Annotated in this window: 15 protein-coding genes; 4 read left to right on the top strand and 11 right to left on the bottom strand. The window is 54.7% G+C overall.

The window, feature by feature from the left end; all coding sequences use genetic code 11:
- Positions 1-38 precede the first annotated feature (38 nt).
- The 5 genes from VIJ98_RS03010 to rbsK form a co-directional block, all read right to left on the bottom strand.
- Entirely contained in the window at positions 39-440 is a 402-nt protein-coding gene (locus tag VIJ98_RS03010; protein ID WP_323272201.1) for a hypothetical protein, read from the bottom strand.
- A complete protein-coding gene (locus VIJ98_RS03005; RefSeq protein ID WP_407330289.1) occupies positions 418-807 on the bottom strand; it encodes a polymorphic toxin type 44 domain-containing protein in 390 nt (129 codons plus the stop codon). Before VIJ98_RS03005 ends, VIJ98_RS03010 begins: the two co-directional genes overlap by 23 nt.
- Before the next feature lie 279 nt (positions 808-1086).
- The gene (locus VIJ98_RS03000) at positions 1087-2100 is read right to left on the bottom strand and encodes an aldose 1-epimerase family protein (protein ID WP_323272197.1); all 1014 of its coding nucleotides are present in this window, start codon (positions 2098-2100) and stop codon (positions 1087-1089) included.
- Positions 2097-3422, bottom strand: coding sequence for an L-fucose:H+ symporter permease (gene fucP, locus VIJ98_RS02995; RefSeq protein WP_008101752.1), 1326 nt, complete (start codon positions 3420-3422; stop codon positions 2097-2099). The genes VIJ98_RS03000 and fucP overlap by 4 nt, the downstream gene beginning before the upstream one ends.
- A gap of 9 nt (positions 3423-3431) precedes the next feature.
- Complete coding sequence (rbsK, locus tag VIJ98_RS02990; RefSeq protein ID WP_323272195.1) at positions 3432-4349, bottom strand: ribokinase; 918 nt, start codon at positions 4347-4349, stop codon at positions 3432-3434.
- 31 nt (positions 4350-4380) lie between these two features.
- On the opposite strand from rbsK, the gene VIJ98_RS02985 reads away from it, so the two are divergent.
- The 3 genes from VIJ98_RS02985 (at position 4381) to ettA (ending at position 7347) form a co-directional block, all read left to right on the top strand.
- Positions 4381-4581 carry a hypothetical protein gene (locus VIJ98_RS02985; protein ID WP_323272193.1) on the top strand — a complete coding sequence of 67 codons (201 nt, stop codon included), beginning with the start codon at positions 4381-4383 and terminating at the stop codon, positions 4579-4581.
- A gap of 139 nt (positions 4582-4720) precedes the next feature.
- A complete protein-coding gene (gene deoR, locus VIJ98_RS02980) occupies positions 4721-5485 on the top strand; it encodes a DNA-binding transcriptional repressor DeoR (protein ID WP_008101762.1) in 765 nt (254 codons plus the stop codon).
- A gap of 194 nt (positions 5486-5679) precedes the next feature.
- Entirely contained in the window at positions 5680-7347 is a 1668-nt protein-coding gene (gene ettA / locus VIJ98_RS02975) for an energy-dependent translational throttle protein EttA (protein WP_008101764.1), read from the top strand.
- A gap of 50 nt (positions 7348-7397) precedes the next feature.
- On the opposite strand, the gene nadR is transcribed toward ettA, so the two are convergent.
- The 3 genes from nadR to serB all read right to left on the bottom strand — a co-directional run bounded on the left by nadR (position 7398) and on the right by serB (position 11106).
- Positions 7398-8624, bottom strand: a complete 1227-nt coding sequence (nadR, locus tag VIJ98_RS02970) for a multifunctional transcriptional regulator/nicotinamide-nucleotide adenylyltransferase/ribosylnicotinamide kinase NadR (protein ID WP_008101769.1) — start codon at positions 8622-8624, stop codon at positions 7398-7400.
- 105 nt (positions 8625-8729) lie between these two features.
- Positions 8730-10115, bottom strand: coding sequence for a DNA repair protein RadA (gene radA, locus VIJ98_RS02965; RefSeq protein WP_007886867.1), 1386 nt, complete (start codon positions 10113-10115; stop codon positions 8730-8732).
- Between the two features lie 13 nt (positions 10116-10128).
- Positions 10129-11106 (bottom strand): phosphoserine phosphatase, encoded by a 978-nt coding sequence (serB, locus tag VIJ98_RS02960; protein WP_154154333.1) that lies wholly within the window; start codon positions 11104-11106, stop codon positions 10129-10131.
- Between the two features lie 107 nt (positions 11107-11213).
- On the opposite strand from serB, the gene VIJ98_RS02955 reads away from it, so the two are divergent.
- Complete coding sequence (locus VIJ98_RS02955; protein WP_008101775.1) at positions 11214-11894, top strand: YtjB family periplasmic protein; 681 nt, start codon at positions 11214-11216, stop codon at positions 11892-11894.
- Between the two features lie 148 nt (positions 11895-12042).
- Here the strand turns inward: VIJ98_RS02955 and yjjG are convergent, their stop codons facing one another.
- From yjjG to VIJ98_RS02940, 3 genes are read right to left on the bottom strand one after another with little or no spacing between them, the layout of a single operon-like run.
- Positions 12043-12726, bottom strand: coding sequence for a pyrimidine 5'-nucleotidase (yjjG, locus tag VIJ98_RS02950; protein ID WP_323272187.1), 684 nt, complete (start codon positions 12724-12726; stop codon positions 12043-12045).
- 8 nt (positions 12727-12734) lie between these two features.
- The gene (gene rimI, locus VIJ98_RS02945) at positions 12735-13175 is read right to left on the bottom strand and encodes a ribosomal protein S18-alanine N-acetyltransferase (RefSeq protein WP_008101780.1); all 441 of its coding nucleotides are present in this window, start codon (positions 13173-13175) and stop codon (positions 12735-12737) included.
- Entirely contained in the window at positions 13147-13557 is a 411-nt protein-coding gene (locus tag VIJ98_RS02940; protein ID WP_036647611.1) for a DNA polymerase III subunit psi, read from the bottom strand. The genes rimI and VIJ98_RS02940 overlap by 29 nt, the downstream gene beginning before the upstream one ends.
- Positions 13558-13730 lie beyond the last annotated feature (173 nt).

Below are 13730 nucleotides of genomic sequence, written 5' to 3'. Positions count from 1 at the left end.
CAGAAGGCACTCCGGTTAGAGCATTTTAAATATCTTAATTAATTTTCAAATTCAAAATCTGCCATGCCAACTTTGCTGCTCACTGACACTATTTTTCCACTCCATCCGAAAGTGACATGACCATTAGCTGATATTTTAATTGAGCGGATGCTTCCCACACCTTCAATGAGAGGTTCCAATGTTTTAAGTTTATTTAAAACTTGTTGTTCATTACCGGTAATCTCACTGGTTAAATAATATCGATAAATAACCGGAACAGTGGCACCGCCAGCACTGTATTCGGTCATATAAAGCCAGGAAGATTGATTGATTTTTTGACTGCGTTTCAACACATCATTATCGCGTGAACTTTCATTACCAATCACTAAAAAAGCAATAATAATGATCAGAAGAAGAGTCAGTATGAAATGAAATCGCTTAATAACCGTGCTGTTTAGCATACTCAATTCCTTCGCGTATGTTGCGTTGATCTGTGGGATCATCTCCATAGGGAGGGACATGATACCACTTTCCCCAGCGAGGTTTTGATGTGCCAGCGAGTGCTTGAGCAAATCCCGCGCCCATCAGCAAAATGTCATCGGGTATGCCAGCCGCTCTGCCAGAGGCACCAAAATTGAAGTTTCCAAAAGCAGCCCAGTTATAGTCAAATTGTTTGTAATCCCAGCGACCACGATTTCGTACTTTTTGATAAAACCAGTAATAAGTTGCCGGTGTCGCCATACCCTTGGACATACCATTAAATCTGGCTTCTCGCATATTATTCTGAATAATTAACGCACCAGGTCCTATCGGTACAGATGCCATCATTTTTTCCTGAGAGTTAGCATTAATTGGTTAACTATAATGCACACTCTCTCATGCTATTTTTTGACCTTAATCATTAGGGTTTGCAAATAATAGAAATGAAGTGGCCTTTGTTTTTCATCCAACATTAACGGTAAGCTTAATGACGTTATTGTAAATAAATGGATATCGGCGGTTATTTATAATTGCGGAGGTTGCTTTTTTCATAGGGTGCGCATTCATGCGCACCTGGAATTCAGGTCGCCATGAATGGCGACCCTACGAATGGTGCATGGAATGGAATTACAATATTCCTGTTTCAACGCTGAAGTGACGCTGCTCACCCGGAGCCAACTCAATCAGCGTGCCGGCGCGCTGCGCTGCTTTAAAACCTTCCGGGCGGCAGGTTGACGGCAGTACATAGGCGGCGACCTGCTGATCGCGGTTATGCAGCATCCAGCGCGTGGCGTGCGGAAATTGCTGGCTGGAGAAGCGCGTCATCAGGGCAAATCCCTGCGGTGAATGCAGCTCAAACTGCATCTCATCGCCGTACTGCTGGAGATCGTCGGCGAAGAACACGATCTCCGGGTCGCACATCTCCGGCTGATCGAGTTGCTGAAACGCCTGCGGATCGCGCGCTAGCCGATCGGTATACGCGCGCCACTGCGGCGTGGGCTTTACGTGCGCCGGGATCGAGCTACGCAGCTGGAACGCATCGGTCGGGAGCGACTGCTGGAAACGGCCTTGATCCAGCCAGGCGCTGTTCAGATGACACATATACTGCAGCGGCATCGGCGCACCCGCCAGGTTGGTGACGTTCATCTCAATGTGCAGGCGCGCCGCATTGGCCTCAAGGCGCACCGCCGGTGCGGCAAGATAGTGATGGCCGAAGCCCTTCACATACTCGGTTTCGCCTTCCAGCGACACGCGATCCTCCTCCAGCACCATCCATGCGCTGTCCATGCGCGCGCAGGCCATTTCGCCGTGCAGCGGATGATCGTCGTCTTCCGCCGGGCAACCGTTGGCCAGCAGCCCGGAGTGGAAAGCAAAGCAGCCATAAGTATCAATAATCGAACTGCCGGGCAGCGGCTGCTTAAAGCTGTGGCCCATGGTCAGCGAATGGCCGTCAAAGTTGGCGTCCCACACCATCTGACCGTAAAACGGCAGCACGATTACCGTGCCGCGTGGGTTGCTGATGCGCACCGCTTCCACGCCGGCTGGATAGCGAAACAGCTCGACGTGAAACGTCTCGTTGCGCAGCAGCGTGGCGGGCGTTTCGTGAAACTGCTCACGACGTAACGGTAAACGGGTTTTCATGGCATCTCCTCGACTAAACGACCGGCCGCTTCCGCCTGTTTTTTATGACGCAGCTCGCCCCAGAAGAAGTAACCAACCCAGGCGAAACACAGCAGCGAAACGCCGAACGCCAGTTGCATCGATCCCAGATGATCGGAGACGAAGCCCTGAATCGCGGGAATAAAGGCGGCACCGACAATCGACATCACAATAAACGCGCCTGCCACTTCGGTGTATTTGTTATCGACAGTCGCCAGCGTACCGGCGTAGATCGTCGCCCAGCATGGACCAAACAGCGCGCTGACAAAGATCGCTGCATAGACAGCGGTAAAGTTCGGCACAAACATCACATACGCCAGCGCAAGAACACCCAGCAGCGAGTAGGCGATCAACACTTTCTCCGCACGGAAGCGCGTCATCAGGAAGTTGGCGATAAATTTACCGATAAAGAAACCGATGAAGCTATAAATCATAAAGTTAGAGGCATGACGTTCATTGATCGCGCCAAGCGTCAGCGCCAGACGAATGGTGAACGACCACACCGCCACCTGCATGCCGACATACAGGAACTGCGCCACGATGCCGCGTTTGAAGTGACGATTCGCCGCCAGATAGCGGAAGGTCTCGCCGAGCGACGGCAGGGATTTTTCACTGCTTTCCGGCTTGCAGCGCGGATAGCGGGTGAACAGGAACAGCAGCATCACCACCACCAAAACCATCACCAGATATTTGTACGGTTCCAGCGTGTGCTCCAGCATGGTGAGACGGAACGCATGCGCCTGTTCAGCATTCATGCCCGCCAGCTGACTTTCCAGGCTGTCACCCTCCTGGAACACCAGATATTTGCCCAGCACGATGCCCATCAGCGCACCGACTGGATAGAACGTCTGGCTGATATTCAGGCGCAGCGTGGCGTGATCGCGATGACCAATCATCGAGCTATAGGTATTGGCGGCGGTTTCAAGGAAGCTCAAACCGATGGCAATGGCGAAAATCGCTGCAAGGAACATGGTGTAGGTCGCCATGTGCGAAGCGGGATAGAACAACACGCAGCCCACGATATACAGCGCCAGTCCCAGCAAAATCGCCAGTTTATAGGTGGCTTTGCGGATCACCAGCGAGGCCGGAATGGCGATCAGGAAGTAGCCGCCGTAGAACGCACTCTGCACCAGCGCGCTGGCGAAATCGCTTAACGCGAACACGCTTTTGAACTGGGTGATCAGGATGTCGTTCAGACTCGCCGCACAGCCCCATAACGGGAACAGGCACGAGAGCAAAATGAACTGGAACAGCGGCGTTTTATTCAGATAGCCATCAGATTGCTGAACAATGTTCGGTTGCATAACTCGACCTCAGTGAACGTTGAGAAAACGCTGGAAGGTTTCCGCGTCGGGATAGGAGCGCTGCGTGCCGCGACCGGTCACGCTGCAGGCGGCATAAGCAGAGGCTTGCGCCATCGCGGCCGGGATATCGCCGCTTTTCACTAGCTCGTGAGCAAAGCAGCCGATAAAGGCATCGCCCGCGCCGCTGGTGTCCACCGCTTTTACCGCAGTGGGTGCAACCTGATGCACATTGTCGCCGGACATCCACAGCGAACCGCGTCCGCCCAGCGTGATGATCAGGTTTTTCAGCCCACGTTTAAGCAGTGACTGCCCCGCCAATCTCACCTCTTCATCGGTGGTGACCGGCATGCCGGTGAGGATCTCCAGCTCGGTTTCATTCGGCATGAAAAAGTCGCATTTGCAGGCGTATTCGATATTGAGATCCGCTACCGCCGGTGCCGGATTGAGGATCACTTTAATGTGGTGCTGGCGGGCAAAATCAATGGCGTAATAGACGGTTTCCAGCGGGATCTCCAATTGCAGGATGATCAGCTGGCAGCTTTTCAGCGCCTCGGCGGCGACATCAATATCCGCCGGTTTCAGCTGCTGGTTCGCACCTTTGATAATCAGAATGCGGTTCTGTGACTGATCGTCAACGAAGATCGGCGCCACGCCGCTGGAAGTATCTGGCGCGGTGGTGACGAAACGGGTATCAACGCCCTGCTGTTGCAGATTGGCTACGGTATTCGGCGCAAACAAATCGTCGCCGACTTTGCTCACCATCATCACGCTGGCGCCCATCTTCGCGGCTGCCACCGCCTGATTGGCACCTTTACCGCCACAGCCGATAGCAAAATCAGGTGCTTCCAGCGTTTCGCCCGCTTTCGGCAACTGATTGGTATAAGTAATGAGGTCCACCATATTTGACCCAATAACCGCAATATCCATTGTTTTCTCCCGGTGAATTTTAAGCTTTATAATGTTATTAAAATCACAATATCAGGTTAATAAAGTTAATTATGTGATAAATTTCACACCTAAACATCATGACAAAAAGCCGATAAACAGCCATTCATTCATGGAAATGAATGTTATTATTCTAACAATGCAACAACATTGGGCAGGCAACCTGGCGGCGAGCGAAGCGGCTAGAGAGCAACATATTGGCGGCACTGCGTGAGGTTTGCGGGCCGATCTCATTACAGGTAAGATTGAAAACTGGCCTGCTGGATACGTCGCAAATCATTAAAATATGTGAGATTTATCGTGATTTTTGACCAGGCTACTTCGACTTCAGGATTAATTACGCAGAGATGATCATGGAAACCCGGCGCGACGAACGTATTCACAAGTTGGCTCAGGCGCTGAAACGCACCGATAAACTGCATCTGAAAGACGCGGCGCAGCTGCTGGGCGTGTCGGAAATGACCATCCGCCGCGATCTCACTGAACCGGCTTCAACCGTGGTGCTGCTGGGCGGCTATATTGTTAGCGATCCGAAAAGCCACGCTGGACACTACTTCATCTCCGATCAGCACGGTCAGAACGCCGCACGCAAACAGCGCCTGGCGCAGGCTGCCGCGGACCTGATCAGTGAAAATGACACGGTATTTTTTGATTGCGGCACTACGCTGCCGTACATCGTGGATGCGATCCCTGACACCTTGCCATTCACCGCCATCTGCTGCGCGATGAACACCTTCCTGGCGCTGAAAGAGAAACCGGCCTGCAACGTGATCCTGAGCGGCGGCGAGTTCCACGCCGACAACGCGCTATTCACGCCGATTGGCGCGCATTCGATCCTCGACGATCTCTGCCCGACGCTGGCGTTTATTTCAGCGGCGGGCATCGATCAGGAACAGGGCGCAACCTGCTACAACATCAACGAGCTGGCGATGAAGCACCACGCAATGCTGCGCGCACGTCAGCGCGTGTTAGTGGCAGACAGCAGTAAATTTGGCAAAGTGCTGCCGGCACGCATTGCTGAACTGCGCCGTTTTGATTTGCTGGTCAGCGATAGCGCGCCCGAACCGGCGCTGAAGAGTTGGCTGGCGCAACAAAACATCCCGCTGCGTTTGCCATAAGTTGATGATATTGCATGTGGTCACCATAAATGGCGACCCTACAAAAGCGTGCAGATGTGTTGTAGGGTCGCCATTTATGGTGACCGATAAAGACCGCGGCAAGCCGATGTATGACGGGTATGAATAAAAGGTGAAAACAGCTAAACTTCTGTACCTAAAGTTCATAACTCACAGACCAAAAGGCTCAATACAACGTGGCTCAATTCGTCTATAGCATGCATCGCGTCGGCAAGGTCGTTCCGCCGAAGCGTCACATCCTGAAGAATATTTCTCTTAGCTTCTTCCCTGGAGCAAAAATCGGTGTACTCGGCCTGAACGGCTCGGGTAAATCGACGCTGCTGCGCATCATGGCCGGTATCGATACCGATATCGAAGGGGAAGCACGCCCGCAGCCGGGCATCAATGTGGGTTATCTGCCGCAGGAACCGCAGCTGAACCCGGAGCACACCGTGCGTGAATCCGTTGAAGAAGCGGTTTCAGAAGTGGTTGGCGCGCTGAAGCGTCTTGACGAAGTTTATGCGCTGTATGCCGATCCCGATGCGGATTTCGATAAGCTGGCCGCTGAGCAGGGCCGTCTGGAAGAAGTGATCCAGGCGCATGATGGTCACAACCTCGATACCCAACTGAACCGTGCGGCTGATGCGATGCGTCTGCCAGACTGGGATGCCAAAATCGCTACCCTTTCCGGTGGTGAGCGCCGCCGCGTGGCGCTGTGCCGTCTGCTGCTGGAAAAGCCAGACATGCTGCTGCTCGACGAACCAACTAACCACCTGGATGCTGAATCCGTGGCGTGGCTCGAGCGCTTCCTGCATGACTTCGAAGGCACCGTTGTGGCGATCACGCACGACCGTTACTTCCTGGATAACGTGGCTGGCTGGATTCTGGAGCTGGACCGCGGCGAAGGTATTCCGTGGGAAGGTAACTACTCTTCCTGGCTGGAGCAGAAAGATCAGCGTCTGGCGCAGGAAGCTTCTTCTGAAGCGGCGCGTCGCAAATCTATCGAGAAAGAGCTGGAGTGGGTGCGTCAAGGCGCGAAAGGCCGTCAGTCGAAGGGCAAAGCCCGTCTGGCACGCTTTGAAGAGCTGAACAACACCGATTACCAGAAGCGTAACGAAACCAACGAACTCTTCATTCCACCTGGCGCACGCCTTGGCGACAAAGTGCTGGAAGTGACCAATCTGAAGAAATCGTATGGCGATCGCGTGCTGATCGACGATCTGACTTTCTCGGTACCAAAAGGCGCGATTGTCGGCATCATCGGTCCGAACGGCGCGGGTAAATCTACACTGTTCCGCATGATGTCAGGTCAGGAGCAACCGGATTCCGGCACCATCGAGCTGGGCGAAACCGTCAAGCTGGCGTCGGTTGATCAGTTCCGTGACGCGATGGACAACTCCAAAACCGTGTTTGAAGAAGTGTCTGGCGGTCAGGACATTATGCGCGTGGGCAACACCGAGATGCCAAGCCGTGCTTATGTTGGTCGTTTCAACTTCAAAGGCACCGATCAGGGCAAACGCGTTGGTGAATTGTCAGGTGGTGAGCGCGGTCGTCTGCACCTCGCCAAGCTGCTGCAAGTCGGCGGCAACCTGTTGCTGCTCGATGAACCAACCAACGACCTCGACATCGAAACCCTGCGCGCGCTGGAAAACGCCCTGCTGGAATTCCCTGGCTGTGCCATGGTGATCTCGCATGACCGTTGGTTCCTTGACCGTATCGCCACCCACATCATCGATTATCAGGATGAAGGCAAGGTGGAGTTCTTCGAAGGCAACTTTACCGAGTACGAAGAGTACAAGAAACGCACCCTCGGCGCCGACGCGCTGGAGCCGAAGCGTATCAAGTACAAGCGTATGACGAAGTAAGGCTTTTGCTGTGAAAAAGGCGCCGCATGGCGCCTTTTTTTATGGCTGAATCAACTGCCCAACATCTGCTTCACTAACTCGACGCAGCGCAGGAAGCGCGTGTCGTAGTCATCTTCTTTGACGTGAACAAACTCGATATTGTTTTCACGCAGCATGGTGATCAGCATGGTCTGGAACTCGCGGCGATCCATGGAGCTGCCGAGGCTGCGCAATCCATCCGCCACCCAGGGCACGTTATTTTCCAGCAAAATTACCAGGTCGAAACGGTACTCATCAATTAACGCCTGCACAAACGGGTGCTCGCGTCCTTCGTACTTGAGGCAAAACGCCTGCGTGGTGATGAAATCGGTATCGATAAAGGCGACTTTACTGGCGTACTTCACGGCGAAGTCGATGTACTGCGCCTGGCCCAGCGCGATTTTGTCGTAGTCGGAATACTGCAGCGCCATTTCGTCGCCACCGAGGTGAGAGAAAACATAATCGCGGCCATATTCCCATGCGCTGGTGGTATTGAAGATATTCGCCAGCTTGTTCACCAGCGTTGATTTGCCACTCGACTCGCCGCCCAGCACCGCCACGGTGCGCACGAAGAACGGCTTCACTTCGGTTGGAATGTATTCCCAGTAACGGAACGGATCCTGACGAATCTGGCCGCCGCTGATATTCATAAAGGATCGATTTGGATCGATCACCACCGCCGGAATGCCAAGGTGCTGTTCGTACATCGCGGCGTCGGGTTCTTCACTGGTGTAGACACAATTCGGCTCGATGCCCTGCTCGGCCAGAAAGGTTTTAACGCCGCCGCTCCACACATCCCAGCCGTGCGGATAAGGCTCAATGCCCTCTTCGTCGAACGAATGGATGCGGATATTCTTCTGGTATTTGAAGGTTTGCAGCAACCAGCGTAATCGATCGCTAATTGTCGGCTGCTGCGACATGGCGCTGTTTTCAAACAGTTCACGATCGCGCGGATCGTCGTGGCCCATGATGATATGCAGTTCATCGACCTGGCTGCAGGCGCGCTGAATCAGATAAATATGGCCGGTATGCAGCGGATAAAATTTACCGAACACCACGCCTACGGTTTTATCGCGGCGCGGAAATTCCAGGCCAAGAAAACGGTGCAGCGCTTCCAGCTTCTGCGCGCTCGGGCTTTTGATTTTGGCGTTGAGCAGCTGGCTTAAGTAGCCTTTGGTCATTCCGCTGGCGTCGGCAACCTGCTGCAGCGTGTGGCCTTGCTGGCGAATGGCTGTTTTCAGGTAGTCAAATGATGACATTGCGTGCCTCCTGCGTGGAATAAAGGGCGGTGCGGCCTTTAAGACGGTGCGCATAAATGCGCACCCTACAAATGTAGGGTCGGCATTCATGCCGACCGGTAAAACTTACAACTCATCCAGAATCGCTAACGCATCCGCCAGCTTCTTCGCGCTATACACCTTCATGCCTTCTACCGGTTTCTTCGGTGCATTACCAGCCGGGACGATGGCGCGCTTGAAACCGTGCTTCGCCGCTTCGGAAATACGCTCCTGACCGCTCGGCACCGGGCGAATTTCGCCGGCAAGGCCCACTTCGCCAAAGATAACCAGATCCTGCGGCAGCGGACGATCGCGGAAGCTCGATACCATCGCCATCAGCAGCGCCAAATCGACGCTGGTTTCGGTGACTTTTACGCCGCCGACCACGTTAACAAACACATCCTGATCCGCCATCTGCAAGCCGCCGTGGCGATGCAGCACCGCTAACAGGATCGCCAGGCGATTCTGCTCCAGCCCCACCGCGACGCGGCGTGGATTGCCCATCATCGAATGGTCCACCAGCGCCTGAATCTCGACCAGCAGCGGACGCGTGCCTTCCCACAGCACCATCACCGAGCTGCCCGAGGTGATCTCATCACCGCGCGACAGGAAGATGGCTGAAGGATTGCTGACTTCGCGCATGCCTTGTTCGGTCATAGCAAACACGCCGAGCTCATTCACCGCGCCAAAGCGGTTTTTATGGCTGCGCAAGGTACGGAAACGGGAATCGGCATCGCCATCAAGCATCACCGAACAGTCAATACAGTGTTCCAGCACTTTCGGGCCGGCCAGCGAACCGTCTTTGGTGACGTGACCGACCATAATGATCGCCACGCCGCGCGTTTTGGCAAAGCGCGTCAGGTAAGCGGCCGTTTCACGCACCTGCGCCACGCTGCCTGGCGAAGATTGGATCTCTGCCATGTGCATCACCTGGATCGAGTCGATCACCATCAGTTTCGGCTGCTCCTGCTCGGCGATCAGACAGATCTGCTCGATGCTGGTTTCCGACAACATGTTGAGGTTTTCGGTGGGTAATCCCAGACGATGGGCGCGCATCGCCACCTGTTGCAGTGATTCTTCGCCAGTGACGTACAGGGTTTTCATCCCTTCCGCCAGCTTGCACATCACCTGCAGCAGCAGCGTCGATTTACCGGCGCCCGGATTACCACCAATCAAGATGGCGCTGCCCGGCACCACGCCGCCGCCCAGTACGCGATCGAACTCTTTAAAACTGGTGGAGAAACGCGGCAGGGCTTCGAGGCTGATCTCCGATAGCTTCTGCACGCGGCTAACGCCTGCATTGCCGCCGGCATAGCCGCTCAGACGCTCGTTACGCGCCGCCGCAGGCGAGGCGGCAATGCGCACCTCGGTGATGGTGTTCCACGCATGGCAGGCGCTGCATTGCCCCTGCCAGCGCGGATAATCAGCGCCGCATTCGTTACAAACGAAGGCGCGTTTTGCCGCTTTGGCCAAATCAAATCCTCTGTTAACGCTCTTCGTGAATCAGGCTGCCGGTCAGGATGCAGAACACGCCCATCAGGTCAGCATGGCGGATGATGATTTCCGTCTGCTCATTCACTTTAGGTTTAGCATGATAGGCGATACCCAGCGCCGCCGTTTTAATCATCGGCAGATCGTTGGCACCATCGCCAATCGCCACGGTCTGTTCCGGGGCAATATTAAAGCGATCGGCCAGATCGTTCAGGGTATCGGCTTTAAATTGGGCATCGACAATCTGTCCCAGCACCTGGCCGGTCAGCTTGCCATCGCGAATTTCCAGCTCGTTGGCTACCGCCGCAGCTAAATGCAGCGTCTGGCGCAAATAGTCGGCGTAGAAGGTGAAGCCGCCCGAGGCGATCGCCACCTGCCAGCCCAGCGCCTGCAGTTTCTGCACCAGCGTGGTTAAGCCTGGCATCAGTGGCAGCGCGTCGCGCACCTGCATCAGGATATTGGCATCGGCGCCCGCTAAAGTGCCGACGCGCTCGCGCAGGCTGGCTTTGAAATCCAGCTCGCCGCGCATGGCGCGCTCGGTGACTTCCGCTACCTGCTCGCCGCAGCCCGCCAGCTTGGCGATCTCATCGATGCACTCAATCTGGATCGCGGTGGAATCCATGTCCATCACCAGCAAGCCAGGCGTTTTCAGATGCGGGATTTTGCCAAGCGGCGCCACATCAAAACCGGCTTCATGCGCCAGTTTGCTGGCGCGCGGCGTCAGCGAGCCTGCCAGACGTATCACCTGATACTCATCGACATTCCAGGCGCTGACGATCACCATCGCCGCACCCAGCTTATGCTGATAATCGGTGAGTTTTTGTTTATCGAGCCCGCGCCCATACAGCAACCAGCCAGTTCGACCGGCACGGTAATCCAGCGGCATCACTTCATCACCGCTGAGGGAAAGGGGTAAACCCGGCCAAAGTGAAACATCGGCGGGCAGATCGCACCAGGTAAGACGATTTGGCATTACAGCTCCTGTAGGGACAACAAAACCACGCAAGAGGCTACCTTGTCTGCGCGGGTTCTGGCAACATAATTGCCAGCCTTTCTGCTGTTACATCACACGGGTTTCTGATGGTTAAAACCGCACTGAAATTTCGCCTGCATCGCACGGTGATTGTTCTTATCTCGCTGGCTCTGTTAGTGGTTCTGATGCAAGGTGCATCCTGGTTTAGCCTCGGCCATCAAATGGCACGCTCTGAACAAGTGGAAGAACTGGCGCGCACGCTGACTAAACAGGTGGCGTTTAGCCTTAAACCGTTGATGGATAACAGCGACGATAACCGTACGCAGATTGCCGCGATACTCAATCAGATGACCGACAACAGCCGCATTCTGGATGCCTCCGTTTACGCCGATGATGGCAGCCTGGTGGCGCACAGCGGTGAAAGCATTAATGTGCGCGATCGCCTGTCGCTGGATGGCAAACGCGCCGGCAGCTACTTCAACCATCAAATTGTGCAACCGCTGGAAGGCAAAGATGGCCCGCAAGGTTTTCTGCGCGTCACGCTGGATACCCACGTGCTGGTAACGGAATCGCGTCAGGTGGATAACACCACCAACATCCTGCGCCTGATGATGTTACTGGCGCTGGCCATCGGCATTATTCTGACGCGCACCCTGCTGCGTGACCGCCGCACCCGCTGGCAGCAATCGCCCTTCCTGCTGACGGCGAGCCGCACGGTGAAAGAGGATAAAGAGAAAGAGGAAGAAGAAGCGCAGACGGCAATATCAGAGACAGAAAAAGAGCGTTAACGATATCTCCGCTTTACCTCCTCAGCACCTTCATGAATAGATTCGTGAATAGATTCGTGAATAGATACTTGAATAGATTTTTTGCACAAAAAAGCCCGCACAGCGGGCTTCTTAGCATCATCACGATGGTAACGATGAATAGATACTTTTAACCTTTGGTAATAATCGCTTCCAGTTCGGCCAGCGTCTTAACCTGCCAGGTTGGCGTGATGTGATCCGGTAACGGACGCGTGCCATGATCGATCCAGCAAGTCTTCAGGCCGGCCTTCATGCCGCCGAGAATGTCCGATTCCGGCGTATCGCCGACCATCAGCACGCGGCTACGATCCGGGTTGCCCAGCAAGGCCAGCGTGTGGTCAAAGATCGCCACGTCAGGTTTCGGTACGCCAACTTCTTCAGAAATTACTAGTGCATCAAACACATCGCGGAAACCGGTGCGCTCAAGGCGCGCCTGCTGTAACGCGGTGAAACCGTTGGTGATGATGGCGATCTTCACCTTGCCTTTCAGCGTCTCCAGCAGATGCGCTGCGCCTTCGAGCGGCAGGCAGATATCGGCCATTGCGCTGAGGAAATCGCTGTTGAGCACTTCCGGCGCGACGCTGAGCTTTTCGCCCCACAAGGTGAAGCGGCGCGTTTGCAGCTGCAGCGCGGAGATGGTGCCGTTTTGATAATCGACCCACAGCGGCTTGTTGATCGCCTGATAATCGGTGTAATCCTGCGCGGAAAATTGCACGTCATAGCTGGCAAACATGCGCTGCAAACCGGCATAAGCATCGAAATGGAAAAGCGTGTCGTCTGCATCAAACAGGATGCAGTCCCAATCGTTTAGCATGGTGCTCCTTAAAGGGTTAGCGCCATAATGATGGCATCTTCTCGTCCGCTGGCAGTGGGATAATAGTTGGGGCGTACGCTCACCTGATGGAAATCCAGCTGCTCATACAATGCAATCGCTGGCGTATTTGAGGCGCGCACTTCCAGCCACAGCGTCATGACGTCGCGCTGTTCGAGTTCAGCAATCAGATGCTGTAACAGCTGGCGCGCCAGACCGCGACGCTGGAAGTCGGGATCCACCGCAATGTTGAACAGCGACGCTTCATCCAGCACCACCTGAGTGATGGCGAATCCGGCCAGCTTACCTTCAACATCAATACGGAAATTAACAAAACGTTCGCCTTGATTGCTACTAAACGTCTGCTCGCTCCACGGAAAGGCATGCGCGCGGCGCTCAATCGCCAGCAGCTGCGGCTGGTCTTCAGGGGTGACTAAAGAGATGGCTGTCATGGTTACACATCTGTTGCCACAGGGCGCGTTTTGCGGCGCCGCTGCTGATCAGTTCATTGAAAACGGCGGTGTTAAAGGTAATGCCGTTAAAGGGATGTTCGCTTTCGACGCCCAGCAGCCAGCCAGCGCAGTCGACCTGCTCCGGCAGCATTTGCAGCTGATCTGGCGTTAACGCCATCACCTGCGCGGGTTGAAGGTTCAGCGCGCGCAGCACGTCGCGAATCAGCGGTTCTTGTAGCGTTGGTGCCTGTTCGGCCACCAAAACCAAACGTGTGTCGGGCAAAAGCGTGACGGCAATTTCCCCTTGCAGCACGCGCGGACGCCGCAGCTGGTACTGCGTAATCCCCATTTGCTGTAGAAGCCAGTCGCGCCTTGTGCTCATGCTATTACCCGTTATGCTGCCAGAATGCGACGCTATGCTAGCAAACCCATCGAACATGCGCCAACAAAGCACCATACACAAAATAATTCGAGTTTCAGGACAAAAACGCCAAGCGTTTTTGAACAGCGCTAGCGCTGGCCCCGAAGGGGTGAGGCCTTCGGCCGAATAACGCG

The sequence above is a fragment of the Pantoea sp. S18 genome (assembly GCF_045689705.1).
GTDB lineage: Bacteria > Pseudomonadota > Gammaproteobacteria > Enterobacterales > Enterobacteriaceae > Pantoea > Pantoea symbiotica.
This window is presented reverse-complemented; position numbering and strand designations above follow the sequence as displayed.

Coding starts and splice junctions, on each gene's coding strand:
- VIJ98_RS03010 (WP_323272201.1), bottom strand. CDS start 440: ATGCTAAACAGCACGGTTATTAAGCGATTTCATTTCATACTGACTCTT.
- VIJ98_RS03005 (WP_407330289.1), bottom strand. CDS start 807: ATGATGGCATCTGTACCGATAGGACCTGGTGCGTTAATTATTCAGAAT.
- VIJ98_RS03000 (WP_323272197.1), bottom strand. CDS start 2,100: ATGAAAACCCGTTTACCGTTACGTCGTGAGCAGTTTCACGAAACGCCC.
- fucP (WP_008101752.1), bottom strand. CDS start 3,422: ATGCAACCGAACATTGTTCAGCAATCTGATGGCTATCTGAATAAAACG.
- rbsK (WP_323272195.1), bottom strand. CDS start 4,349: ATGGATATTGCGGTTATTGGGTCAAATATGGTGGACCTCATTACTTAT.
- VIJ98_RS02985 (WP_323272193.1), top strand. CDS start 4,381: ATGTTATTAAAATCACAATATCAGGTTAATAAAGTTAATTATGTGATA.
- deoR (WP_008101762.1), top strand. CDS start 4,721: ATGGAAACCCGGCGCGACGAACGTATTCACAAGTTGGCTCAGGCGCTG.
- nadR (WP_008101769.1), bottom strand. CDS start 8,624: ATGTCATCATTTGACTACCTGAAAACAGCCATTCGCCAGCAAGGCCAC.
- serB (WP_154154333.1), bottom strand. CDS start 11,106: ATGCCAAATCGTCTTACCTGGTGCGATCTGCCCGCCGATGTTTCACTT.
- VIJ98_RS02955 (WP_008101775.1), top strand. CDS start 11,214: ATGGTTAAAACCGCACTGAAATTTCGCCTGCATCGCACGGTGATTGTT.
- yjjG (WP_323272187.1), bottom strand. CDS start 12,726: ATGCTAAACGATTGGGACTGCATCCTGTTTGATGCAGACGACACGCTT.
- rimI (WP_008101780.1), bottom strand. CDS start 13,175: ATGACAGCCATCTCTTTAGTCACCCCTGAAGACCAGCCGCAGCTGCTG.
- VIJ98_RS02940 (WP_036647611.1), bottom strand. CDS start 13,557: ATGAGCACAAGGCGCGACTGGCTTCTACAGCAAATGGGGATTACGCAG.